This window comes from Alitabrizicola rongguiensis, assembly GCF_021491355.1.
GTDB lineage: Bacteria > Pseudomonadota > Alphaproteobacteria > Rhodobacterales > Rhodobacteraceae > Aliitabrizicola > Aliitabrizicola rongguiensis.
Map to the genome: position 1 here is coordinate 1 of NZ_JAKENF010000002.1, position 21,276 is coordinate 21,276.

At 65.9% G+C, this 21,276-nt stretch carries 25 protein-coding genes and 2 tRNA genes; 9 read left to right on the forward strand and 18 right to left on the reverse strand.

Annotated elements, in window-relative coordinates; translation table 11 throughout:
- Positions 1-278 precede the first annotated feature (278 nt).
- On the reverse strand, positions 279-1,943 hold the full coding sequence (locus L0V05_RS05940) for an amidohydrolase (RefSeq protein WP_319937799.1): 1,665 nt from the start codon (positions 1,941-1,943) through the stop codon (positions 279-281).
- 73 nt (positions 1,944-2,016) lie between these two features.
- Positions 2,017-2,979, reverse strand: coding sequence for an agmatinase (locus L0V05_RS05945; RefSeq protein WP_234869207.1), 963 nt, complete (start codon positions 2,977-2,979; stop codon positions 2,017-2,019).
- A gap of 186 nt (positions 2,980-3,165) precedes the next feature.
- Between L0V05_RS05945 and L0V05_RS05950 the strand changes: the two genes are divergently transcribed.
- On the forward strand, positions 3,166-3,531 hold the full coding sequence (locus L0V05_RS05950) for a bactofilin family protein (RefSeq protein ID WP_234869208.1): 366 nt from the start codon (positions 3,166-3,168) through the stop codon (positions 3,529-3,531).
- A gap of 6 nt (positions 3,532-3,537) precedes the next feature.
- Here the strand turns inward: L0V05_RS05950 and L0V05_RS05955 are convergent, their stop codons facing one another.
- Complete coding sequence (locus L0V05_RS05955; RefSeq protein WP_234869209.1) at positions 3,538-3,957, reverse strand: PaaI family thioesterase; 420 nt, start codon at positions 3,955-3,957, stop codon at positions 3,538-3,540.
- A gap of 58 nt (positions 3,958-4,015) precedes the next feature.
- On the opposite strand from L0V05_RS05955, the gene L0V05_RS05960 reads away from it, so the two are divergent.
- A complete protein-coding gene (locus L0V05_RS05960) occupies positions 4,016-4,807 on the forward strand; it encodes an enoyl-CoA hydratase (RefSeq protein ID WP_234869210.1) in 792 nt (263 codons plus the stop codon).
- 4 nt (positions 4,808-4,811) lie between these two features.
- Here L0V05_RS05960 and L0V05_RS05965 read toward each other — a convergent pair whose 3' ends face one another.
- The 5 genes from L0V05_RS05965 to L0V05_RS05985 all read right to left on the reverse strand — a co-directional run bounded on the left by L0V05_RS05965 (position 4,812) and on the right by L0V05_RS05985 (position 9,799).
- Complete coding sequence (locus L0V05_RS05965; RefSeq protein ID WP_234869211.1) at positions 4,812-5,981, reverse strand: MFS transporter; 1,170 nt, start codon at positions 5,979-5,981, stop codon at positions 4,812-4,814.
- A gap of 17 nt (positions 5,982-5,998) precedes the next feature.
- Positions 5,999-7,471, reverse strand: a complete 1,473-nt coding sequence (locus L0V05_RS05970) for a carboxypeptidase M32 (protein WP_234869212.1) — start codon at positions 7,469-7,471, stop codon at positions 5,999-6,001.
- Positions 7,468-8,619 carry a heme A synthase gene (gene ctaA / locus L0V05_RS05975; RefSeq protein ID WP_234869213.1) on the reverse strand — a complete coding sequence of 384 codons (1,152 nt, stop codon included), beginning with the start codon at positions 8,617-8,619 and terminating at the stop codon, positions 7,468-7,470. Before ctaA ends, L0V05_RS05970 begins: the two co-directional genes overlap by 4 nt.
- 166 nt (positions 8,620-8,785) lie before the next feature.
- Positions 8,786-9,037, reverse strand: coding sequence for a phosphoribosylformylglycinamidine synthase subunit PurS (gene purS, locus L0V05_RS05980; RefSeq protein WP_234869214.1), 252 nt, complete (start codon positions 9,035-9,037; stop codon positions 8,786-8,788).
- Between the two features lie 12 nt (positions 9,038-9,049).
- Complete coding sequence (locus L0V05_RS05985) at positions 9,050-9,799, reverse strand: phosphoribosylaminoimidazolesuccinocarboxamide synthase (protein WP_234869215.1); 750 nt, start codon at positions 9,797-9,799, stop codon at positions 9,050-9,052.
- A gap of 210 nt (positions 9,800-10,009) precedes the next feature.
- Between L0V05_RS05985 and L0V05_RS05990 the strand changes: the two genes are divergently transcribed.
- Both L0V05_RS05990 and bmt read left to right on the forward strand, forming a co-directional pair.
- Positions 10,010-10,324: a DUF1476 domain-containing protein gene (locus tag L0V05_RS05990; protein ID WP_234869216.1), complete on the forward strand. Its 315-nt coding sequence runs from the start codon at positions 10,010-10,012 to the stop codon at positions 10,322-10,324.
- A 186-nt stretch (positions 10,325-10,510) separates the two neighbouring features.
- Complete coding sequence (bmt, locus tag L0V05_RS05995; RefSeq protein ID WP_234870537.1) at positions 10,511-11,524, forward strand: betaine--homocysteine S-methyltransferase; 1,014 nt, start codon at positions 10,511-10,513, stop codon at positions 11,522-11,524.
- A gap of 89 nt (positions 11,525-11,613) precedes the next feature.
- On the opposite strand, the gene L0V05_RS06000 is transcribed toward bmt, so the two are convergent.
- Positions 11,614-12,702: a PA0069 family radical SAM protein gene (locus L0V05_RS06000; RefSeq protein ID WP_234869217.1), complete on the reverse strand. Its 1,089-nt coding sequence runs from the start codon at positions 12,700-12,702 to the stop codon at positions 11,614-11,616.
- Between the two features lie 181 nt (positions 12,703-12,883).
- Here L0V05_RS06000 and L0V05_RS06005 point away from each other — a divergent pair, with 181 nt between their 5' ends.
- The 3 genes from L0V05_RS06005 to L0V05_RS06015 all read left to right on the forward strand — a co-directional run bounded on the left by L0V05_RS06005 (position 12,884) and on the right by L0V05_RS06015 (position 14,531).
- Complete coding sequence (locus L0V05_RS06005) at positions 12,884-13,582, forward strand: corrinoid protein (protein WP_234869218.1); 699 nt, start codon at positions 12,884-12,886, stop codon at positions 13,580-13,582.
- Between the two features lie 116 nt (positions 13,583-13,698).
- Positions 13,699-13,854 carry a hypothetical protein gene (locus tag L0V05_RS06010; protein WP_234869219.1) on the forward strand — a complete coding sequence of 52 codons (156 nt, stop codon included), beginning with the start codon at positions 13,699-13,701 and terminating at the stop codon, positions 13,852-13,854.
- Positions 13,851-14,531, forward strand: a complete 681-nt coding sequence (locus L0V05_RS06015) for a DUF1638 domain-containing protein (protein ID WP_234869220.1) — start codon at positions 13,851-13,853, stop codon at positions 14,529-14,531. Before L0V05_RS06010 ends, L0V05_RS06015 begins: the two co-directional genes overlap by 4 nt.
- A gap of 18 nt (positions 14,532-14,549) precedes the next feature.
- On the opposite strand, the gene L0V05_RS06020 is transcribed toward L0V05_RS06015, so the two are convergent.
- Positions 14,550-14,975: a SufE family protein gene (locus tag L0V05_RS06020; protein ID WP_234869221.1), complete on the reverse strand. Its 426-nt coding sequence runs from the start codon at positions 14,973-14,975 to the stop codon at positions 14,550-14,552.
- 118 nt (positions 14,976-15,093) lie between these two features.
- Between L0V05_RS06020 and L0V05_RS06025 the strand changes: the two genes are divergently transcribed.
- Entirely contained in the window at positions 15,094-15,552 is a 459-nt protein-coding gene (locus L0V05_RS06025; protein WP_234869222.1) for a hypothetical protein, read from the forward strand.
- A gap of 40 nt (positions 15,553-15,592) precedes the next feature.
- On the opposite strand, the gene rnd is transcribed toward L0V05_RS06025, so the two are convergent.
- The 6 genes from rnd to L0V05_RS20625 form a co-directional block, all read right to left on the reverse strand.
- Positions 15,593-16,750, reverse strand: a complete 1,158-nt coding sequence (gene rnd, locus L0V05_RS06030) for a ribonuclease D (protein WP_234869223.1) — start codon at positions 16,748-16,750, stop codon at positions 15,593-15,595.
- Between the two features lie 99 nt (positions 16,751-16,849).
- The gene (purN, locus tag L0V05_RS06035; protein ID WP_234869224.1) at positions 16,850-17,443 is read right to left on the reverse strand and encodes a phosphoribosylglycinamide formyltransferase; all 594 of its coding nucleotides are present in this window, start codon (positions 17,441-17,443) and stop codon (positions 16,850-16,852) included.
- Complete coding sequence (gene purM / locus L0V05_RS06040; protein ID WP_234869225.1) at positions 17,440-18,486, reverse strand: phosphoribosylformylglycinamidine cyclo-ligase; 1,047 nt, start codon at positions 18,484-18,486, stop codon at positions 17,440-17,442. The genes purN and purM overlap by 4 nt, the downstream gene beginning before the upstream one ends.
- A 127-nt stretch (positions 18,487-18,613) precedes the next feature.
- Positions 18,614-18,689, reverse strand: a tRNA-Ile gene (locus L0V05_RS06045).
- Between the two features lie 92 nt (positions 18,690-18,781).
- Positions 18,782-18,858: transfer RNA gene (locus tag L0V05_RS06050), tRNA-His, on the reverse strand.
- A 62-nt stretch (positions 18,859-18,920) separates the two neighbouring features.
- Positions 18,921-19,838, reverse strand: coding sequence for a bifunctional helix-turn-helix transcriptional regulator/GNAT family N-acetyltransferase (locus L0V05_RS20625; protein ID WP_319937748.1), 918 nt, complete (start codon positions 19,836-19,838; stop codon positions 18,921-18,923).
- Positions 19,839-19,954: 116 nt separating this feature from the next.
- Here L0V05_RS20625 and L0V05_RS06065 point away from each other — a divergent pair, with 116 nt between their 5' ends.
- Positions 19,955-20,188, forward strand: coding sequence for a DUF6324 family protein (locus L0V05_RS06065; RefSeq protein ID WP_234869226.1), 234 nt, complete (start codon positions 19,955-19,957; stop codon positions 20,186-20,188).
- On the opposite strand, the gene L0V05_RS06070 is transcribed toward L0V05_RS06065, so the two are convergent.
- Together L0V05_RS06070 and L0V05_RS06075 are read right to left on the reverse strand one after the other, a co-directional pair.
- Complete coding sequence (locus tag L0V05_RS06070; RefSeq protein ID WP_234869227.1) at positions 20,160-20,633, reverse strand: MmcB family DNA repair protein; 474 nt, start codon at positions 20,631-20,633, stop codon at positions 20,160-20,162. The genes L0V05_RS06065 and L0V05_RS06070 overlap by 29 nt on opposite strands.
- A 308-nt stretch (positions 20,634-20,941) precedes the next feature.
- Positions 20,942-21,265: a hypothetical protein gene (locus L0V05_RS06075; RefSeq protein WP_234869228.1), complete on the reverse strand. Its 324-nt coding sequence runs from the start codon at positions 21,263-21,265 to the stop codon at positions 20,942-20,944.
- Positions 21,266-21,276: the final 11 nt, after the last annotated feature.

Sequence of the window (21,276 nt, forward strand, 5' to 3'; positions counted from 1 at the left end):
AACTTCGCTCCAGAATTTCCCGCCGATTTCTGCGCTTGCGCGCTTCGTCCCGGCCACCGTTGCAGCGTCTGCCGCGTCGGTGAGGGGCTATTTACGGAGTGGAGTCGGGGCCCGCAAGAGGAAAAAACACGAATTCTGTGGAAATCTGCGAGGGGCCCGATTTCGCCCAATGTTTGCAGGGGTTTTTCGAGTTCGGTGACCCTGCGTCACCTCTACCACTCGGCTTGGCCGCGCCCAGGTTGCGCGGCCAAGCCGATGGAATCACGCGATTCCCGCCCTTACGCCGCCAGCGCCTCATGGGTGATCCGCCCGCCGCATACGGTCAGCGCGATTCCGAGCCGGTCGATCTCGTCAGGCGCCACCGCCTCGATATTGCCGCCCAGAAGCACCAGATCGCCCGCCAGCCCCGGCACGAGCCGACCCGTCACATGCTCGCGATGCGCGGCCCATGCCCCGCCAGCGGTATAGGCGCGCAGCGCCGTCATCAGGTCCACCCTCTCGTCATCCGCCCCTTCATAGGGCTTGCGCGTCAATGCGGCCTTCAGGTTGCGCAGCACCGAGACATCGGTCACCGGCCAATCCGAGGCGTAGGCGAGTGGCGCACCCGCCTCGACCAGCGACTTCACGAGGAAGCTGTCCTTCCAGCGGCTGCGGCCGACCTTGTGGATCGACGGCTCCAGCGGGAAATCCATCGCCCCTGCCGGATGCGAGGGCTGAAGCGAGGCGACGATGCCAAGCTGCCCCAGCCGCGGCACGTCGGCCCGGTCGATCAGCTCGATATGCTCGATCCGGTTGCGCCGGTCGCTGCGGCCATTGCGAAGCTGCGCAGCCTCATAGCCGTCGATGGTCGAGCGGACGGCCGCGTCACCAATGGCATGGACCGCGATCTGCAGGCCCCGACGGTCGATCTCGGTCGCGATGTCCTTGAACCGCTCCGGCTCGAACAACGGCACTGAGCGATGACCGGGCTGGCCGGGATAGTCGTCCAGCCGCCAGGCGGTACCGGAATCCATCACCCCGTCCATGAACATCTTCACGAAACCCGATTGCAGCCATTCGTCGTCGAAGTCGCGGGTCATCGCCTCGGCACGGTCAAGCTCGGACAGATCCATCTCCGGCTTGAAGTGGAACGGCACCTTGACCCGGGCCGTCAGCCGCCCTTCGTCCCGCATCTCGCGCAGAAGCTCGAGCGTGTAGCGGTTGCCGTCCATGTTCACCATCGAGGTGATGCCCTGCGCCGCGCAATGCGCGAGCCCATTGGCGATCTTGGCCTTGTCGATGGCGCGTTCGGCCGCACTCGGCCAGGGATCGGGCTCGGCCCCCTTGGCGATCGCCAGATAGAGCCGCAATTCGCCGCCAAGATCCTGAACCGGGGCGAAGGCCTCGAACTCCTGCAATTCCCCCGTGGCCAGCCCATCCGGACCCATCACCACGACATGTCCCTCTGGCAAGTCCCGACCATGCAGCAGACCCGCCGCCTCCAGCGCGGCCGTGTTGGCCCAGACGGTATGGTGGTCATAGGCGGTCATCGCGATCGGGCGATCGGCGATCACCGCATCCAGGTCATGGCGCGTGATCGGCCGCCCGCCGAACATCCCGTAATCGGCCCCTTGCGCCATGAGCAGCGGTTGGTCCGGGTGCTTGGCCGCATAACTGCGGAAGGCATGGGACAGCGCCTCGGCGCCATAGACACCGGACAGCTGAAGATGCGCCAGTTCCGCCCCGCCCATGACCAGATGCAGGTGGCTCTCGACAAACCCGGGCAGCAGCGTCCGCCCCTTGCCGTCAATCACCCGCGTCCCCTCGCCCGCCAGCGCCTCGATCTCGGCCCGGCTTCCGACGGCGAGAATCTTCCCTCCGGCCAGCGCCACGGCCTCGGCCCTCGGTTTCGCCTCGTCCATGGTCAGGACACGCGCATTGGTCACGATCAGATCGGCTTTCATTTCTTCCATTCTTCTTCTTGGATCCAAATACCCCGGGGGTGAGGCGCCGGAGGCGCCGAGGGGGCAGCGCCCCCTACCCCGCCAGGCTCTCCGCGATGACGCAGAGCATCTCGAACATCAGCGTCACGCCAAGGAACGCCGTCGCCCCGGCCGGGTCGAAAGGCGGCGAAACCTCGACCAGATCGGCCCCCACCACCTTCACCCCGCGCAGGCCACGCGCGACCTCCAAGGCCTGATAGCTGTTCGGCCCGCCCACCTCCGGCGTCCCCGTCCCCGGCGCAAAGGCCGGATCGACGAAGTCGATGTCATAGCTCACATAGGTGTCGCCTGACCCGGCGCGGTCGCGCGCCTCTGCCATGACGTCCTCGACACCGCGGGCAAAGAACTCCTCGATCGGGATCACCTTGATGCCGACCGAAACCGCAAAATCGCGGTCCTCGAAATCATAGGCCGGGCCGCGGATTCCGATCATCGTCACCCGCTTGGGGTCGAGCAGCCCCTCCTCGACCGCCCGGCGGAACGGCGTGCCATGCGTGTACATCGTGCCGTCGAAATAGCTGTGGAACAGGTCCGTATGACTGTCGAAATGGATCATCCCCAAGGGCCGGTCCTTGGCCAGCGCCCGCAGGATCGGCAGCGTGCAGAGGTGGTCGCCCCCGGCGGTCAGCGGTACGATCCCGGCCGCACGCACCCGGGAGTAGAAGGTCTCCATCCGCTTCAGCGAATCCATCAGGTCGCCGGGGTTCGGCCCCACATCGCCAAGATCGGCGCAGTTCACGAGGTCGAACGGACGCACCTTCGTCACCCCGTTCTGCGCCCGGATCATCGTAGAGAGGTCGCGCATTTGCCGCGGCCCGTGACGCGGACCTGGACGGTTGGTGGTGCCACCATCCCAGGGCGCACCGATCAGCCCGACCTGCACTTCGGCAATGCGCGGGTCGTCCACCGACACATGCGGCAGACGCATGAAGGTCGGGATGCCCGCGAAACGTGGCAGGTCCACGCCAGACACCGGTGTGAAGAAACCCCTCGTCATTGCCGTCCTCCTGATTCCCGGCTGCATCAGACCATCCGCCCCAGTGAGAGTCACGCCCGTCCGCGACAGCAAAGCGGCGCCGAACGAACCTCTGTCGTCGCGGGCGGACTTGACCTTGCAGGGCCATTCGGCGTCTATCGCGCTGACAGTTTGCATATGGCCCGCGCGCGGGTGGAGGACTCGAAAATGACCACGACCACAGCCGAACCCGCCGCCCGCACCCCGGCCCGCACGCCCTCGGGCGGCCGCACGGTGCTTGCCGCCGACATCCGCCTCTCGGGCGACCTGACCTCGACCGGTACGGTCGAAATCCTGGGCGAGGTGAAGGGCGACGTCACCGCCCATACCCTGATCGTCGGCGCGGAAGGCCACCTGAAGGGGACTGTCTCGGCCGATGTGGTCGAGGTCCGCGGCCATCTCGACGGCAAGGTCAGCTGCCTGACCTTCACCCTACGCAGCTCGGCCATCGTGGTGGCCGAAGTGAACTACGAAGCGCTCGTGATCGAAAGCGGCGCCCAGATCGACGGTCGCTTCACCCACGCCAGCCGCTGAAGCGCGTCAGCGCGACGGCGGGATCGAATAAGTCATCGAGGCACGCGCAACCGGCTCGTCCCGCCCGTCCGAAAAGACCAGCGCATCGGCAACGGCCAGGGCGCGACCAAGCTTGAGAATGCGCACCCGGGCCAACAGATCGCGACCCGGCTCTGGCTTGCGAAGGAAGTCGATGCTTGCGCCCGTGGTCACCGCCAGCGCCACCGGCCCGATCCGCGACAGGATCGCCAGATAGATCGCCACATCCGCCAGACCAAAGATTGTCGGCCCTGAAACAGTGCCACCCGGGCGCAGGTGACGCTCGGTCACGGGCAGGCGCAACACGAAGTCGAGGCCATCGTGGCCCTCGATACGGAAGTCGGCTGCGGCCTGGGGGAACTCGGTCTCGAAGAAATGTTGCAGGGCCTCGGGCGTCATTTCCGTCATAGCTTCCCCCCTCGCGGTCACGGGCGTAGAGTTCTGCTCAAACAGGGGAGATGACAAGATGACCGAGGCGATCCTGCTGCGCGAGGATGACAAAGGCATCGCAACCCTGACGTTGAACGACCCGGCGCGCCTTAATGCACTGTCCGATGCGATGCTGGCGGCGCTGTCCGCCGAGTTCGCGCGTCTGGCAAGCGACAGGACGGTTCGTGTGGTTGTGCTTCGCGGCGCCGGGCGCTGCTTCTGTGCGGGTCACGACCTGAAGGAGATGCAGGCAGGCCGCGCCGCCCCCGACAAGGGCAAGGCCTATTTCACCGATCTCTTCAACCGCTGCGCCGCCGTCATGCAGGCGATCCCTGCCCTGCCGCAGCCGGTGATTGCCCAGGTCCATGGTGTGGCGGTCGCCGCCGGCTGCCAGCTCGTCGCCTCCTGCGACATGGCGGTTGCAGCCTCGACAGCGCGGTTCGGGGTGAACGGGGTCAACATCGGTCTCTTCTGCGCGACCCCGATGGTCGCGCTGACCCGCAATGTCGCGCCCAAGGCCGCCTTCGAGCTTCTCACGACGGGCCGGCTGATCGAAGCGGACGAGGCGCAGTCGCTCGGGCTGGTGAACCGCATCGCCGATATGGAGGAACTCGAGGCCGAGACGGCGGAACTGGCCCGCACCGTCGCTGCCAAGCTCAATCCCGCGATCCGCATTGGCAAGCGGGCCTTTTACGATCAGCTTGGCCTGAGTCTGGCCGAGGCCTACGCCCATGCCGGCGCCGTCATGGTCGAGAACATGCTCCTGCGTGACACCGACGAAGGGATCAGTGCCTTCCTCGAAAAGCGCAGCCCGGACTGGCAGGTATAGGTTCCTAGACCGCCCCGCGCGGTAGTCGTACCGCCAGCGCCAGCGCGGCAGCGGCCAGCGCCGTCGTGGCGGCAACCAGCAGCACCGCACCGCCCTGCGACAGCAGGAAGGCGCCCAGAACCGGCGCGGCAGCCGAGGCGAGCAGCGTCGGGATCGACATCAGGCCAGCCGTCGCGCCGTAGCCTTCCATGCCAAGGGTAGACGACACGATCACCGGGCGCAGGATGGTCATCGTCCCCATCGCCGCCCCTTGTGTCAGGGCGAAGGCAAAGGCGATCGGCGCAGCCAGACCGGCGGCTAACAGCATCAGCGACGCCACCACCACCGAGGCCAGGGTCAGCAGGGCCGCCGGTCGGGTGCCGATGCGCGCCTCGGCCCGCATCAGCGCAAACCGGCCCGCGACCTGGGCCGGACCGATGCAGGACGCCACGGCGACGGCCAGGGTCTCGCCCACGCCCTTCTCGTGCAGGACGGGGATAAGAAAGCTGACCAGCATCCAGTGGTTCAGGTTCAGCAGGGAAAAGAGCAGCGCCAGTTGCCAGAACCGACCGTCTCGCAGCCGGGAAAGAGCACCGATGCGACGGCCCGCGGAGGCTTGCAATGCCATACGATCCCCATCCAGCGTCCGCGCCCCGATCAGATGAAGGGGGGCGACGACAAGCAGCATTGTCCCCGCGGCCACCCAGACCGCTCCGCGCCAGCCGAAACTGGCGGAAAGCACCGCGGCTGCCGGGAAGGCGAGCGTCGAGGCAAGCCCGGCGACCAGCGTCACACGCGTGATTGCGGCGCGGGACTCGGGCCCGAAGCGCCGGATCAGCACGGCAAAGCAGGTCTCGTAAAGCGACATCGCCTGTGCGACACCAAGCCCCAGCCAGGCCAGAAGATAGCTCTGGGGCGAGCGGGTCGTGGCAAGAACAGCCAGGAAGAGCGCACCAAGAAGCGCGCCGCCTGTCATCATCCAGGTTCCGAACCCGCGATCCACGGCGCGGCCGGCAAAAGGCGCACAGGCCGCAGAGACAAGGATCGCGAGGGTCGGGCCAAGGGCGAAGACCGAGTCAGACCAGCCAAGCTCGGCCCGCCAGCGGACGATCAATGCCGCGAAGATGTAGAAAATGCAGGCATAGGCCAAGGTCTGGCCCAAGGCGAGCATCCAGACGGCCCGGGACACGGACATCTCCCGGGCCTCCTGCTTCAGATCCGGTAGAGATCCCGGAATTTCGCCTCGAGATAGTCCAGCAGCGGCCCCTCGTCGGGCTCGAACCCGCAGGCCTGCGCGATCACCTCGCGCGGGCGGTAAAGGCCGCCGTGGCGCTGGACCTTCTCGCGCAGCCAGCCGGTCGCCGGGGCGGTGTTGCCCGCCGCCAGTGCGGCGTCGAGATCGGGCAGATCGGCGCGCATGGCCTTGTGCAGGCATCCGGCATAGACGTTGCCGAGCGAGTAGGTCGGGAAATAGCCGAACAGGCCGACCGACCAATGCACATCCTGCAGCATCCCGTGGGCCGGACGGTCGACCGGCACGCCGAAATCGGCCTTGAAGCGGTCGTTCCAGGCGGCTTCCAGATCCTTGACTGCCAGATCGCCACGGATCAGCGCCCGCTCCAGATCGAAGCGCATCATGATGTGCAGGTTGTAATGCACCTCGTCGGCCTCGGTGCGGATGAAGCCTGACTGGACCCGGTTGACCGTGCCGTAAAAGGTCTCGCCATCCTCGATCCCGAAGGCGCCGAAGCGGTCGCGCATCTGCCCGAACAGCCAGCCGGTGAAGGCGCGGCTGCGCCCAAGCTGGTTCTCGTAGATCCGGCTCTGGCTTTCATGGACTCCCATCGACACGCCCTGCCCTAGCGGCGTCAGCGCATAGTCCGGGTCGATGCCAAGTTCGTAGCAGGCGTGGCCGACCTCGTGGATCGTCGAATAGATGCAGTTGAAGGGCTCGGTCTCGACCACGCGCGTGGTGATCCGCGCATCGGATCCCGACCCGGAGGAGAAAGGATGCACGGCCAGATCCAGCCGTCCCCGCGTCCAGTCATAGCCGAAGGCGGTGGCAAGATCGCGTGCCAGCCGCAGTTGGCCGTCGGTGCCGAAATGGCCCTGCAGCGCCGGCGGCTGATGTGACGCACCCAGGACCGCCTCGCGCAGCGCCACAAGGCGCGGGCGCATCCGGTCGAACATCGCGCCGATGGTCGCGGCATTTGCGCCCGGCTCGTAGTCGTCCATCAGCGCATCATATAGGTCGCCGCCCTGCGCAAGGCAGGTCGCCTCGTCCTGGCGCAGGCGGATGACCTGCGACAGTACCGGCAGGAAGGCCGCGACATCGTCATTGGCCCGCGCCTCGGCCCAGATGCCCTGCGCCATCGAGGTGACGCGGGCGATCTCCTGCGCGAGGTCGCCCGGCACCTTGACCATGCGTTCGTGGCTGCGGCGGATCTGGCGGATCTGCGCCTCTGCCTCTTCATCCTGCGGCTCGGCCGCGGCCAGCCAGTCGGCAATCTTCGGATCGGTCCGGCGGGCGTGAAGGATGCCCTCCATCGCTGCCATCTCTTCCGACCGCTGCTCGGCCGCGCCGCGGGGCATCACTGTTTCCTGATCCCATCCCAGCCGTCCGGCCACTTGAGCCAGCGCCTCGGTCTGGCGCTGAAAGGCCATCAGCTTGTCGTAAGCGGTCATGCAGTTCCCTTCCGGATCGACCCCGCAACGGGGTATTGGCTCAGGTAGCGGGCGCGCAGGATCAGCACCCAGAGGATGACGGCGCCCAGTTGATGGGTGATGGCGACGTGCGGCGAGGCAGCGCTCAAGGCCGTGACGATGCCCAGGACGACCTGCCCGAACAGCATCACCGCCATCCAGTCGAAGGCGCGCCGCGTCACCAGATAGGCCGACGATCGCGACCGCCACCAGGTGAACAGGCCGAAGACGAACAGGAGGTAACCAACCATGCGGTGAATGAACTGGACGAGCCCCGGGTTTTCGAAGAACGCCGCCCAAGCCGGCCGCCCCGGCACATAGAAGGCGTCAGCAGGGAAGAACTGCCCGTTCATGTCGGGCCAGGTCGGAAAACCGCGACCGGCGTCGATGCCAGCCACAAGCGCGCCAAGGACGATCTGCAGAAAGGCCAGATGCAACACGCCGGTCGCAAGACCGTTCAGCCGCTCCTCGCGTCCGCGCCGCGCCTGGAGAAGGTCGGTCTCGCTCCGCCCAAGCAGGAACACATACCAGGCGATGAAGCCGAGGATGGCAAAGGCGATGCCCAGATGCACGGCCAATCGATAGGAGGCGACCGAAACCATCCCGGCCTCGAGCCCCGAGGAGACCATCCACCACCCGATCGCGCCCTGCACGCCGCCGAGGACCCCGATCAGCAGCAGGCGCTGCGTCCAGCCCGTGGGGATTTTCCGCGCCAGCAGAAAGCCGAGGAACCCGACCGCCCAGACAAGGCCGATGACCCGGCCAAGCTGGCGATGGCCCCATTCCCACCAGTAGATCGATTTAAATTCCTCAACCGTCATGCCCTGGTTCATCAGCTGGTATTGCGGGCTCGCCTGATACTTGGCGAATTCGGCGGCCCAGCTTGCCTCGTCCATCGGCGGGATAGCCCCGGTCACCGGGCGCCATTCGGTGATCGACAAGCCGCTGTCGGTCAGGCGGGTAAGGCCACCGACGGTTATCATCAGGACGACGAGCAGGAACAGCTGGACCAGCCACAGGCGCATCGCGCTGCGCGCGCCACGGCTGCCCCGGTCGATCAGACCCGGCTGGGGGGACGCCACTTTCTCTGTGGTGGCGACCTCTTCGAAGATGCTGCGCTTGCCGGCCATGACCCGCTCCTGTTTCGCGGGCGGAGACTAGGGCCCGGCCCGCCGGCCTTCAAGGCCCGCCGCGCGCGGCAGATTTGCCGGCCGACCGCCGTGGAATACCGAAGGGTCCATGCGCCAAAGGCAAAGACGCCCTAGCCGCCTCGGCGGCGCCCGCAATTTCGTGATGTCAGGCGATTTCGACCGAGTATTTCTCGATCACGGTATTGGCGAGCAGCTTCTCGCACATCGCCTTGACCTCGGCCTCGGCGCTGGCCTTGTCGGTCGCGGCCAGATCCAGCTCGATCACCTTGCCCTGCCGGACCGCCTCGACCCCGGTAAAGCCAAGCGTGCCAAGGGCGTGGCGCACCGCCTCGCCCTGCGGATCGAGGACGCCGTCCTTGAGCATGACATGGACGCGGGCCTTGAGGGGAGCGGGCATCGGCGGGGCCTTTCAGTTGATGAGCGTGGGCTTGGTCGTATGCGTGACATTCGAGGGCATGACCCCCAGTCGCCGCGCGAGTTCGGTATACACATCGGTCATTTCTGCCGGCGGCGCATCGGGGCGTTCGACCTGGCGCATGTCCCACAGGCGACAGCTGTCGGGGCTGATCTCGTCAGCCACGATCAGGCGCATGAAGTCGCCCTCCCAGATCCGGCCAATCTCGAGCCGGAAATCGGCAAGACGGATGCCGACACCCATCATCACACCCGACAGGAAGTCGTTCACCCGCAGCGCCAGCGCCACCATGTCGTCTAGGTCCTGCTGGCTGGCCCAGCCGAAGGCGATGATGTGCTCTTCGGCCACCATCGGGTTCGCGAGCTTGTCGTCCTTGTAGTAGTATTCGACGATCGGGCGCGGCAGCGGCGTGCCTTCGGGAATGCCAAGGCGTTCGGAGATCGGGCCCGCGGCGAAATTGCGCACCACGACCTCGATCGGGATGATTTCTGCCATGCGCACCAGCTGTTCGCGCATGTTGAGCCGGCGGATGAAATGCGTGGGCACGCCGATCGAGTTCAGACCCGACATGAAGAATTCCGACAGGCGGTTGTTCAGGACACCCTTGCCTTCGACGCCAAGCCCCTCCTGGGGCGTTACGACCGCGACACCGTCATCCTTGAAGTACTGCACCAGCGTGCCCGGTTCCGGGCCTTCGTAGAGGATCTTCGCCTTGCCTTCGTAGATCTTCTTGCGGCGTGCCATGCGTGCTCCGATCGGGGACGGCGGCCTCACCGAAAAGGCCTCCGGTCTGGTCAACGGGAACCGGGGCCGGAACCATCCGATCCCGCCCCGTCCCGAAGTTGCGCAGCCTATACGGCAAGCTGCCGCGCCTCGCAAGGCTGGCCGGGTCTTGCGGCTTGCGCACACTATGGGCATATGGAGGACAAGCGCATGCAACGCGAGGGATCTGCCATGACGACTTTCGACGATCGGGAACGGGGCTTCGAAGCGAAGTTCGCCAAGGACTCCGAGCTTCAGTTCCGGGCCGAGGCACGGCGCAACCACATGCTCGGCATCTGGGCGGCGGGCCTTCTGGGCAAGTCCGGAGCAGAGGCTGAGGAATATGCGCTGAGCGTGGTCAAGTCCGACTTCGAAGAAGCCGGCAGCGACGACGTGGTGCGCAAGGTCGCGGGCGACCTGGTCGGCAAGGTGTCCGAGCAGGAGATTCGCTCGAAGCTGGTCGACTTCATGCAGAAGGCCAAGCAGCAGCTGATGAGCGGCACCTGATCCGCAGACCCGGCGTTTCGCCGCAAATGTTCAGGGGCCGCTCCGTCAAGGGCGGCCCTTTTGCTTGCGGCCTCCATCAGGCCGCATGAAGATCATGAACAGAATTGGCTTTGCCTGTCGGCTGCGGCCATGGCAGAGCTTCTTTCCAAGGGCCGGACTGACCGGCCGACCGTCAGGAAGACCCTCATGACCGATGCACTTTCCCGGCTTCTTTCCACCCGCGACTGGCTAATGGCCGATGGCGCGACAGGAACCAACCTGTTCAACATGGGCCTCGCCTCGGGCGAGCCGCCCGAGATGTGGAACATCGACCATCCTGACCGCATCAAGACCCTGTATTCCGGTGCCGTCGGCGCCGGCTCCGACATCTTCCTGACCAACTCATTCGGCGGAAATGCGAGTCGGCTGAAACTGCATGGCGCACAGGGGCAGGTGCGCGAGCTGAACCGCATCGCCGCCGCGATCGGCCGGGATGTCGCGGATGTCGCCGGCCGCCCGATTGTGGTGGCCGGTTCGGTCGGGCCGACCGGCGACATCTTCGAGCCGATGGGAACCATGACCCATGCGCTGGCCGTGGAGATCTTCCACGAGCAGGCCGAAGGGCTGAAAGAGGGCGGCGTAGACGTGCTCTGGGTCGAGACGATCTCGGCGCCTGAGGAGTTCAAGGCGGCAGCGGAGGCGGCGCAGCGGGCGAACATGCCCTGGTGCGGCACGATGAGCTTCGACACGGCAGGCCGCACGATGATGGGCGTCACCTCGGCCCAGTTCGCCGACCTCGTCGAGAAGCTGCCGAACCCGCCGATCGCCTTCGGCGCCAATTGCGGCGTGGGCGCGGCCGACCTCTTGCGCACCGTCCTGGGCTTTGTGGCGCATGGCACCGAGCGCCCGATCATCGCCAAGGGCAATGCCGGAATCCCGAAATACCATGACGGACACATCCACTATGACGGCACGCCCGAGCTCATGGCCGAATATGCCGTGCTAGCCCGCGATGCCGGCGTGCGGATCATCGGCGGCTGCTGCGGGACGATGCCGGAGCATCTGAAGTCGATGCACGAGGCGCTAGAGACCCGCCCGAAAGGCCCCCGCCCCTCGCTCGAGACCATCGCGGCGGCGCTAGGCGGGTTTTCCTCGGCGTCTGATGGCACCGGCGATACCTCGGGCGAGCCAAGGCGCGAACGGCGCGGCCGCCGCGGCTGAGGCGAGCCTGGCAGAATGCGGAAGCGGGGGACTTTACGTCCCCCGCACCCCCTGCAGGGTGTTTTCGCAAAGAAAAAGCCCGAAAAGACTCAGAACAGACTCAACTGATCCCCGGGCTTCGGCGGCAAGCGGAACAGGTCGGTCCGCATCGGCGGCAATTCCGCATCCAGCCCCAGCCGCTTTACCGCGATTTCGAACCGCCGCCCGATCAGGTTCGACCACAGCCCTTCGCCGCGCATCCGTCTGCCCCAGGCCGGATCGTAATCCTTGCCGCCATGGGTCTCGCGCACCCGCGCCAGAACCTTGGCGGCGCGTGGGGCCGGCAACCGCGCTTCGAGCCATTCCTTGAACAGCGGCGCGACTTCGCCCGGCAGACGCAGCATGATCCAGTTCGCGGCGACCGCGCCCGCCTCCTTCGCGGCTTCAAGGATCGGGTCGATCTCGGGGTCGGTCAGGCCGGGCACCACCGGCGCCATCATCACCCGCACCGGAATACCGGCTTGCGATAAGCGGCGAATGGTTCCCAGCCTTCGGGCGGGAAGCGGAGCGCGGGGTTCCATCCGCCGGGACAGGTCGGGGTCGAGCGTGGTGACCGAGATCCCGACCCGTACCAACCCATCGGCCGCCATTGGCGCCAGGAGGTCGAGGTCGCGTTCGATCAGCGTGCCCTTGGTGACGATGCCGACAGGATGACGATGCGCCGCCAGTACCTCGAGCACCTCGCGCATCACCCGGTACTCGGCCTCGATCGGCTGATAGGGGTCGGTATTGGTGCCAAGGGCAATGGTGGCGACTTTGTATCTCCGCGCTGCAAGCTCCCCCGCAAGCACCGCACCGATCCCCGGCCGTGCGATCAGCCTCGTCTCGAAGTCGAGCCCCGGCGAGAGGTTCAAGAAGGCATGGGTCGGGCGGGCGAAGCAGTAGATGCAGCCATGTTCGCAGCCGCGATAGGGATTGACGGACCGGTCGAAGGGCAGATCGGGCGACCGGTTGTAGGTCAACGCCGAACGCGGCTCCTCAAGCCGCACCTCGGTCCGGACAAGTCGCTCCTCTTCGTCGAGATCCCAACCGTCGTCCACGGCCTCGCGGCCGTGCGGCTCGAACCTCCCGGCGCGGTTCGAGCCTGCCCCGCGCGCTCGAAGTCTTTGTCCCGGAAGAAGTCCCTCGCCCTGTGTCATGCCGGCGAGAATAGAACATTACATGAACATTTGCCAACCCACTTCCCGTTCAACCAACGCTCCGACCCCGCCCTGTCGGCTTTCGCTTGGCCCATGTCGCAATCCGGAAAGTCGGCCTTGCCCTTTGGTCGCATTCAGGCACCATAGCCTCGATGGGGCGCGCGAGCAGACGAGGGCAGTCATGGCCGACGAAGACGACATCATCCTTTCCGAGCTTTCCGACGACGAACTCGTCCTGCAGATGCACGACGACCTGTACGACGGTCTCAAAGAAGAGATCGAAGAGGGCGTCAACATCCTGCTCGAGCGCGGATGGGCCCCCTATGACGTGCTGACCAAGGCGCTCGTCGCCGGCATGACCATCGTCGGCGCCGACTTCCGTGACGGCATCCTGTTCGTGCCGGAAGTGCTGCTGGCCGCAAACGCGATGAAGGCGGGCATGGCGATCCTGAAGCCGCTTCTCGCCGAAACCGGTGCGCCGCGCATGGGCAAGATGGTGATCGGCACGGTGAAGGGCGACATCCACGACATCGGCAAGAACCTTGTCGCGATGATGATGGAAGGCGCCGGATTCGAGGTGCTGGACCTCGGCATCAACAACTCGGTCGAGAAATACCTTGAGGCGCTGGAAAAAGAGCAGCCCGACATCCTCGGCATGTCGGCCCTTCTGACCACGACCATGCCCTACATGAAGGTCGTGATCGACACGATGAAGGAAAAGGGCCTGCGCGATGACTACATCGTTCTGGTCGGCGGCGCGCCGCTGAACGAGGAATTCGGCCGGGCGATCGGCGCCGACGCCTATTGCCGTGACGCCGCCGTGGCGGTTGAGACAGCGAAGCAGTTCGTCGCTCGCAAGCATAACCAGTTGAACGGCTGACACGGTCAGGACCTTGCCTGCGACGAAGCCCCGGGCAAGGTCCGGGGCTTTTGCGTTTCGGCTCTGACTTGCCGGGGCCCTATCGCGTCCCCATTTGCCCAGAAGGAGGACCGAGCATGCCATTCCGCCTCTTTGCCGCGATCCTGGCCGCCGTCATCGCCGCAGCCGGCCTGACCATTCTGGTCGCGCAGATGGTCAACCTGCCCCTTGCCATCCTCTCACTGGTCGCCATTGCCGCCGCCCTCGGCCTGCGCATGAGGCTGCGCGCATGACCGCAACGCTTCCCGAGGACCGGATTCTCGCCGAGGAAGGCCTGGCACCGGAAGCGGCCGGACGGGTGCTGCTGATCGCCTGCGGCGCCCTGGCGCATGAGATCCTCGCCCTGAATCGCAAGAATGGCTGGCAACATATTGATCTGCAATGCCTTCCCGCGAATCTTCATCTCTGGCCGGACCGGATTCCCGATGCGGTCGAGGCGGCAGTCCACGAACACCGCGACCAGTACGATTCGATTTTCGTCGTCTATGCCGATTGCGGGACAGGGGGGCTCCTGAAGGCCCGCTGCGACACGCTTGGGGTGGAGATGGTCGAAGGTCCCCATTGCTATGCCTTCTTCGAAGGGGTCACGGCCTTTCTTGATCGAGCAGATACCGAGTTCGACGCCTTCTACCTGACCGATTTTCTGGTTCGCCAGTTTGATGCCTTCGTCTGGCGGCCAATGGGCCTCGACCGCCATCCCGAGCTGAGGGACATGCTCTTTGGCAACTACAGCAAGCTCGTCTATCAGGCGCAGCTCGACGATGCCGCGCTGGATGCAAAGGCGCGCGACTGTGCCGAGCGCCTCGGTCTGTCCTACGAACGGCGTCTGACCGGCTACGGCGATCTTGAACCCGCCCTTGCGAAGGCCGCGCTAGGCGAGCGTTCTGCGAAACCGCCCGGGACCTTCTGAGTCTTCGTGGAAAATCGTTCAGGCAGCAGCGTCCGCCGCCGTCGCCCGTATGCGGCCGACCATTGCCCTGACCCCGTTCGAGCGCTGTGAGGACAGGTGCTGGTCAAGTCCCAGACGCGCCAGTTCCGACGGCGCATCGACCTGGCCAACCTCCTCGACCGTCAGCCCCGCATAAAGCGCATGCAGCACGGCGATCAGGCCACGGACGATCATCGCGTCACTGTCGCCCTGGAAATCGAAGCGCGCCTGGGCTCCCTGCCCTTCGATCCTGGGCACGATCCAGACTTGGCTTGCACAGCCCTGCACCTTTGTCGCGGGCACCCGCAACGACTCGTCCAGTTCCGGCATGGCCCGCCCAAGTTCGATCACATGGCGATACCGATCCTCCCAATCGTCGAGAAACTCGAAGGTGTCGGCGATCTCTTCAAAGGCGGGGGTGGCCATGGCGTGCTCCTGTGCAACGCCCTCGAGGTAAGCCTGCCCGGATCAAAGGTCCAGAGCGGCGGCGCTTTTCAAACGCCCCGGCCTGCGGTAACCGAGAGGAAACTGGAAGGAAGCCCCGATGATCCGTGCCCGTCTTATCCCCCTTGCGCTGATCCTGGCCGTTTCGGCCTGCGGCTCTTCTCAGGCCCGCTGGTATAATCCGTTCAGTTGGTGGGGCAACTCGGAGGAGGTTGCGGGCTCGTACTCCGCCTTGCCATCGGCCGCGGACGATCCCCGCCCACTCGTGGCTCAGGTAACCTCCATGGCCGTCGAGTCCACCACTGAGGGCGTGATCGTGCGGGCGACCGGCCTGCCGGCGACGCAGGGCTACTGGGACGGCGCGCTTCTGACCGACGGCCCGATCGACGGCAAGCTCACCTACCGTTTCGTCCTGGTTCCGCCACCCGAACCCAAGCGGGTTTCGACCGAGCGGTCGCGCGAGGTCACCGTCGGCGCCTTCATCGGCAATATCGAACTTCAGGATGTGCGCGAGATTATCGTGCAGGGTGCAAACAACGCCCGCTCTTCGCGCCGTTGAGAAATCCCGGCCCCGAGACTAGCCCCGAGACTGGGCCGGTTCAGATCTTGATGACCTTGACGGCGCTGCCCTTGGCTGACAGGGCGATCTCGCCGCGGCAGAGCCGCAGCGCATCCTCGCCGAAGGCTTCACGGCGCCAACCCTTGAGCGCATCCAGATCGCGCTCGCCGGCGGCGATGGCGTCGAGGTCCGCAGCCGAGGCGATGAGCTTGGCCGCGACGCCCAGTTCCTCGGCCTTTGCCTTCAGCAGAACGCGCAGAAGGTCCGCCAGCGCCGGATTGACCTGAAGCTGATCTCGCTCCTGATCGGCCTTCGGCAACTGGTCGTTCGGCATCTCCATTCCGGCCTTGACCGCGGCCAGGATACCGTCGGCGATATCGCCCCGGCGCCCCTCGCGCAGCAATAGCCGCGACCGGCCAAGTTCCTCGTGGTTGGTCGGCCGGGTCGAAGCGAGTTCAAGCAGAGCGTCGTCCTTGAACACCCGGCTGCGCGGCACGTTGTGGCTTTGCGCGTACTCCTCGCGGAAACGCGCCAGTTCCTTGACCATCGCCAGGAAGCGGCCCGAGGTGGTGCGGGTCTTTACCCGTTCCCAGGCCTCTTCGGGATGAACGGTATAGGTGGCCGGATCGGTCAGGATCGCCAGTTCCTCTTCCACCCATTTCTGCCGCCCGGTCTTGGCGATCTGGGCCGACAGGAATTCGTAGATCACCCGCAGGTGGGTGACATCGGCCAGCGCATACTCATTCTGCGCATCGCTCAGCGGCCGGCGGGACCAGTCGGTAAAGCGCGAGGTCTTGTCCAGCGGCTCGCGCGCGATCTTCTTGACCAGCGTCTCGTAGCCCACCTGTTCGCCAAAGCCGCAGACCATCGCCGCGACCTGGGTGTCGAACAGCGGGTTGGGAAAGACATGGCCCTCGACGAAGAAGATCTCGAGATCCTGCCGGGCGGCGTGGAACACCTTGACCGTCGCCTCGTGGCGGAACAGGTCGTAGAGCGGTTCCAGCGACATGTCCTCACCCTCGATCGGGTCGACGAGGACAGCTTCGCCGGTTTTGCCCGGAAGCGCCATCTGGATCAGGCAGAGCTTGGACCAGTAGGTCCGCTCGCGCAGGAATTCCGTGTCGATGGTGACGTAGGGGCCGGACTTGGCTTCCGCGCAAAAGGCGGCAAGCGCGTCGGTCGTTGTTATGGTTCTCATGGCGTCGCTACTAGGGGTCACGGGGGCATCCCGTCTGACCCCTATAGATTGCGGTCCGGTAAAAAGAAAGTGTGCCGCACCAATTGTGGGCAGAGCGGTTCAGGGAAGCCACACCGGCGTCCGGTCTCCTGCCGCGTAGCGCCGCAGGACCGCGGGGTAAAGCCGGTGTTCCTCTCGCAGGACGCGGGCAGCCAGCGTCTCGGCGGTGTCGCCGGGTTCGACCGGAACCCGCGCCTGGCCCAGGATCGGGCCGTCATCCAGAACCGGCGTCACCTCGTGCACCGTGCAGCCCGCTTCGGCATCGCCCGCGTCGAGCGCCCGCTGATGGGTGTGCAGGCCGGGATACTTCGGCAGGAGCGAGGGATGGATGTTCAGCATCCGCCCCGAAAAGCGATGCACGAAGCCCGGCGTCAGCACCCGCATGAAGCCGGCAAGGCAGAGGATGTCGGCCCCGGAGGCCAGTATCGGGCGCAGCAACTCTGCCTCGAAGGCCTCGCGGTCCTTGGCAAAGGGCCGGTGATCCACCGCTGCGACCGGCACGCCAAGGGCGGAGGCCCGTTCCAGCCCAGCCGCCTTGGGATCGTTCGACAGGACAAGGACCGGCATCGCTGCATGCCCCGGCTGGGCCATGTCCCGCACCAGCGCCAGCATGTTCGAGCCACCCCCGGAAATCAGGATGGCAACGCGCTTCACAGGAGCTTGCCCGTGTAGGTGACTCCCTGCCCGGGCTGGACATGGCCGAGGACCGCCACCGTCTCGCCCGCCTGGCGCAACAGTCCGGCCAGCGCCTCGGCCCGGTCGGCGGCGACAACCGCGATCATGCCGATGCCGCAGTTGAAGGTCTTGAGCAGTTCCGGCTCGCTGATCCCCGATTGCCCGGCAAGCCAGCGGAAGACCGGCGGCAGGTCCCAGGCCGACAGGTCGATCCCGGCGCCCATCCCTTCGGGCAGGACGCGCGGCAGGTTCTCGGTCAGGCCACCGCCGGTGATATGGGCGAGCGCATGGACGCCGCCCGCGCGGATCGCGGCCAGTGCGGGCTTGACGTAAAGCCGGGTGGGCGCGAGCAGCGCCGCGCCGAGAGAGCCCGTCGAGAAGGGCGAAGCCGCATCCCAGCCAAGGCCCGACAGCTCGACCACCTTGCGCACAAAGGAATAACCGTTGGAATGGACCCCGTCCGAGGCGAGGCCCAGCAGCACATCGCCCGCGACCACGCCGCGCGGCAGGTCTGCGCCACGTTCCATCGCGCCGACCGAGAAGCCGGCCAGATCGAAGTCGCCGCCGTGATACATCCCCGGCATCTCGGCAGTCTCGCCGCCAACCAGCGCACAGCCGGTCGCCGCGCAGGCCCGGGCGATGCCGTCGATGATGCGCACGCCCTGATCGACATCGAGCTTGCCGGTGGCGAAATAGTCGAGGAAGAACAGCGGCTCCGCCCCCTGGCAGACGAGGTCGTTGACGCACATGGCGACAAGGTCGATCCCGATCGTGTCCACGAGCCCGGTATCGATCGCGATCTTCAGCTTGGTGCCGACGCCATCGGTTGCCGCGACAAGGATCGGGTCCGTGTAGCCCGCCGCCTTCAGGTCGAAGAGCGCGCCAAAGCCGCCGAGGCCCGCCATGGTGCCGGGCCGTTCGGTGCGCTTTGCAGCCGGCTTGATCCGCTCGACCAGCGTATTGCCGGCGTCGATATCGACCCCCGCCTGCGCATAGGTCAGCCCCTTGCCCGAAGTCGTCATGGCCCACCCCCGTTGCCGATTTGCCGCCGCCCGCATAGACGATCAGGCCGCCCGGCGCAACGCATGCACCGCACGCAAGATCGCGGGAAGCGGCCAGTCGGACAACGACTCTACGGATCGGGGAGATTGGTAGGCCCGGAGGGACTCGAACCCCCAACCAAGGCGTTATGAGCGCCCTGCTCTAACCATTGAGCTACAGGCCCGAAGCTCGGCTCCGGCTTACGCATTGCTCGGGCATGGGTCAAGCACCGCAGAATGCAGAAGAAAGGATGCTAAGGCTTTTGGGAGGTATCAGTGGTACAGCCTCCCCGGCTCGAACGGGGGACCCCCAGATCCACAATCTGGTGCTCTAACCAACTGAGCTAAGGCTGCACTGGCCGGCGATTTAGCTCCGGCGCGCGGGGAATGCAAGACTTGGTTTCATCTCTTCGCCGTCATGTCAGCGGCCGCTCCCAGGTCTGCTCAACCACGTCCTGACCGAAGGACCGGGCGGGCCTGCTGTCGCTCAGCCGGAAGCCGTTGCGGGCATAGAGCCGGCCCGCCGCGCGGTGGCTTTCATGGGTCCAGAGCCGCATGTGGCGATAGCCGGCAGCGCGGGCGAAGGCCAGGCAGGCCTGGAGCATCGTCGTCGCCAGCCCGGTGCCCCGCGCCTCGGGCTCGACCAGGAACAGTCGCAGCTTGGCCACTTCGGGGCGGGCGGGGTCCTCGCCCACGCAGAAGATGCTGCCCAGCCGCTCCCCCTCCTGCCCCTCGGCGATCCAGCCGCGTTCGCGCGCCGGGTCGTGGCGGCGCAGGAAGCCCGCGACAATCTCGGCGACGAGGGCCTCGAAACTGCTGTCGAACCCCTCGTCCCGGGCATAGAGCGCGCCATGGCGGCTTATGATCCAACCGGCATCGCCCGGTTGCAGATCGCGCAGCCGCGGTTCTGCCGCTTCCGGCTGCAAGAGGCGCCGGGCCCGATCGAGCGCCTCTGCGAGGTCCTGCCGCTGCGCAGGAGAGAGCGCGGCCAGACGGTCGCCGACCGCGGCCCGCGACGCCTGCCGGAGCGAGTCGAGCTCCTTCCTCCCCGCATCGGTCAGGGCAATGGGCCGCTCGCGCGCATCGGCTTTGCTGCGCCCCCGCTCGATCCAACCACGACGGGCGAATCCGCCCAGAACCCGGCTCAGATAGCCTTCGTCAATGCCGAGAAGTTGCGCGATCTGGCGCGCGGTGACCGCTTCGGGGCCGTCGAGGTCGTGCAGGATGCGCACCTCGGTCATCCCCAGGCCTGATCCGAGATAGCTGCGCGACAGAAGCCCAAGCTGCCCCGTATAGGTCCGGCTGAAGGCGCGGATGCGGTCAATCTCGTCCATGATGGTCCCCCTTCAACGGACGGTTCCCGATTTACTTGATTCCGTCAAGTGTTCCGCGCTTGCGTCAGGCGCAGCAAAAGTCTAGGCGCAGAAATCATCAGGGTCGGAGGGCAGACATGAGCATCGACAAGCAAAGCGACATCGCGGCGAACCTTCAGATCGGTCCGACCAGCCTGGGAATGGTGCGCATCTATATCGAGGCCGAGGGCGTCGAACTGCCGCTCGACTTCGATCCTGAAGAGGCCGAGGAGATCGCCGAGGAACTGCTCGCCGCGGCCGAACGGGCGCGGGCGATGGGCCAGCCGGCGCAGGGCGGCAAGCCTAAAGGCCCGAAAGGCCGGAAGGGCTGAGGCCGGGGTCGCGCAACGCCTGGAGGCGCAGGGCGGCGTGACGGGCGAACTTCTGTACCAGCATCTTGCGCCGGGCGCCTGCAAGCGGGGTTTCCGGCCCCATGCGCAGGATTTCGGCGTCATAGCTGTCGGCTAGGATCAGGCCCGTGCCATCAGGCAGCAGCTCGGTCGGGAAATCGGCATCGACCGCCCAGAAGAAGCGGTCGCACCAGTCGAGATAGCCCTGCCATTTCCGGTCGGTCATGAAATCCGTCCGGCTTGACTTGCACTCGATCACCCAGACCTCGCCCTTCGGTCCAAGCGCCATGACATCGACCCTAAGGCCGGGCGTTGGCACAACCTCTTCCAGCGTCACGAAATCATGGCTGAGCAGATGGCGGCACACGCCCCGGGCCAGCAACTGGCCGGGCATCAGGCGCGGGGCGAGGTCGGACACGAGTGTCATGCCGCCAGATATGAACGAAAGATGAACATCGCGCAAGACTTGCGCGAACCCGGGGGGCGACCTATGTCTTGAGGCGGCGGGTTCTGCCCCTCTCGTGTGAGGCACATTTTCCAGTGGCCGATAAGCACTTCCGAGGGAGCTGGCTCTGCCAGGATCCTGGTCCTGGTATCTGGCGCCCACCTGGTCAACCAGGCTCTCGGGAAAACACACGTCTCCACGGCTGCCGCGGTTCCCGCCACTTTCCGCCGCCACAAATGAAAAGGCCCGCCTAGGCGGGCCCGAAGCATATCGTCTGCAGTCAGAAGACCTCAGCGCTTGCGCATCAGCATCGTACGGGCCGATTTTGCCTCGACCTTGACCGGTACCGGAACCATCGACCGCATTGGTGTTCCGCCGCGGGGGCCATCGCCAGTCTCGGCCATCTGCATCACGGCGATAGCGAACTGGGCGCCGGCAAAGACGATCCCGTTCGAAACGACCAGCATCAGGAAAGCCAGCCAGCCCATTTCCGTTTCGAGCACAAGATGACCGATATTCGCCACGTTGAACCATACAAGCGCCGCCACGAACCCCAAGGCCAAGGCAAAGCCGATGGCGACGTTCACGATGTACAGGCGGATCAGCTTCGGCATTCGGGCGGCTC

What these genes read in the sequence shown, in the direction of transcription:
- L0V05_RS05940 (WP_319937799.1), bottom strand. Translation starts at nt 1,943, where the DNA reads ATGAAAGCCGATCTGATCGTGACCAATGCGCGTGTCCTGACCATGGAC.
- L0V05_RS06070 (WP_234869227.1), bottom strand. Translation starts at nt 20,633, where the DNA reads ATGACACTCGTGTCCGACCTCGCCCCGCGCCTGATGCCCGGCCAGTTG.
- L0V05_RS06005 (WP_234869218.1), top strand. Translation starts at nt 12,884, where the DNA reads ATGGCCGACGAAGACGACATCATCCTTTCCGAGCTTTCCGACGACGAA.
- L0V05_RS05950 (WP_234869208.1), top strand. Translation starts at nt 3,166, where the DNA reads ATGACCACGACCACAGCCGAACCCGCCGCCCGCACCCCGGCCCGCACG.
- L0V05_RS05955 (WP_234869209.1), bottom strand. Translation starts at nt 3,957, where the DNA reads ATGACGGAAATGACGCCCGAGGCCCTGCAACATTTCTTCGAGACCGAG.
- L0V05_RS05985 (WP_234869215.1), bottom strand. Translation starts at nt 9,799, where the DNA reads ATGGCACGCCGCAAGAAGATCTACGAAGGCAAGGCGAAGATCCTCTAC.
- ctaA (WP_234869213.1), bottom strand. Translation starts at nt 8,619, where the DNA reads ATGGCCGGCAAGCGCAGCATCTTCGAAGAGGTCGCCACCACAGAGAAA.
- L0V05_RS06065 (WP_234869226.1), top strand. Translation starts at nt 19,955, where the DNA reads ATGAGCATCGACAAGCAAAGCGACATCGCGGCGAACCTTCAGATCGGT.
- purS (WP_234869214.1), bottom strand. Translation starts at nt 9,037, where the DNA reads ATGCCCGCTCCCCTCAAGGCCCGCGTCCATGTCATGCTCAAGGACGGC.
- L0V05_RS06025 (WP_234869222.1), top strand. Translation starts at nt 15,094, where the DNA reads ATGATCCGTGCCCGTCTTATCCCCCTTGCGCTGATCCTGGCCGTTTCG.
- L0V05_RS05945 (WP_234869207.1), bottom strand. Translation starts at nt 2,979, where the DNA reads ATGACGAGGGGTTTCTTCACACCGGTGTCTGGCGTGGACCTGCCACGT.
- bmt (WP_234870537.1), top strand. Translation starts at nt 10,511, where the DNA reads ATGACCGATGCACTTTCCCGGCTTCTTTCCACCCGCGACTGGCTAATG.
- L0V05_RS20625 (WP_319937748.1), bottom strand. Translation starts at nt 19,838, where the DNA reads ATGGACGAGATTGACCGCATCCGCGCCTTCAGCCGGACCTATACGGGG.
- L0V05_RS05965 (WP_234869211.1), bottom strand. Translation starts at nt 5,981, where the DNA reads ATGTCCGTGTCCCGGGCCGTCTGGATGCTCGCCTTGGGCCAGACCTTG.
- L0V05_RS06015 (WP_234869220.1), top strand. Translation starts at nt 13,851, where the DNA reads ATGACCGCAACGCTTCCCGAGGACCGGATTCTCGCCGAGGAAGGCCTG.
- L0V05_RS05990 (WP_234869216.1), top strand. Translation starts at nt 10,010, where the DNA reads ATGACGACTTTCGACGATCGGGAACGGGGCTTCGAAGCGAAGTTCGCC.
- L0V05_RS06075 (WP_234869228.1), bottom strand. Translation starts at nt 21,265, where the DNA reads ATGCCGAAGCTGATCCGCCTGTACATCGTGAACGTCGCCATCGGCTTT.
- L0V05_RS06000 (WP_234869217.1), bottom strand. Translation starts at nt 12,702, where the DNA reads ATGACACAGGGCGAGGGACTTCTTCCGGGACAAAGACTTCGAGCGCGC.
- purM (WP_234869225.1), bottom strand. Translation starts at nt 18,486, where the DNA reads ATGACGACTTCGGGCAAGGGGCTGACCTATGCGCAGGCGGGGGTCGAT.
- L0V05_RS05960 (WP_234869210.1), top strand. Translation starts at nt 4,016, where the DNA reads ATGACCGAGGCGATCCTGCTGCGCGAGGATGACAAAGGCATCGCAACC.
- rnd (WP_234869223.1), bottom strand. Translation starts at nt 16,750, where the DNA reads ATGAGAACCATAACAACGACCGACGCGCTTGCCGCCTTTTGCGCGGAA.
- L0V05_RS06010 (WP_234869219.1), top strand. Translation starts at nt 13,699, where the DNA reads ATGCCATTCCGCCTCTTTGCCGCGATCCTGGCCGCCGTCATCGCCGCA.
- L0V05_RS05970 (WP_234869212.1), bottom strand. Translation starts at nt 7,471, where the DNA reads ATGACCGCTTACGACAAGCTGATGGCCTTTCAGCGCCAGACCGAGGCG.
- L0V05_RS06020 (WP_234869221.1), bottom strand. Translation starts at nt 14,975, where the DNA reads ATGGCCACCCCCGCCTTTGAAGAGATCGCCGACACCTTCGAGTTTCTC.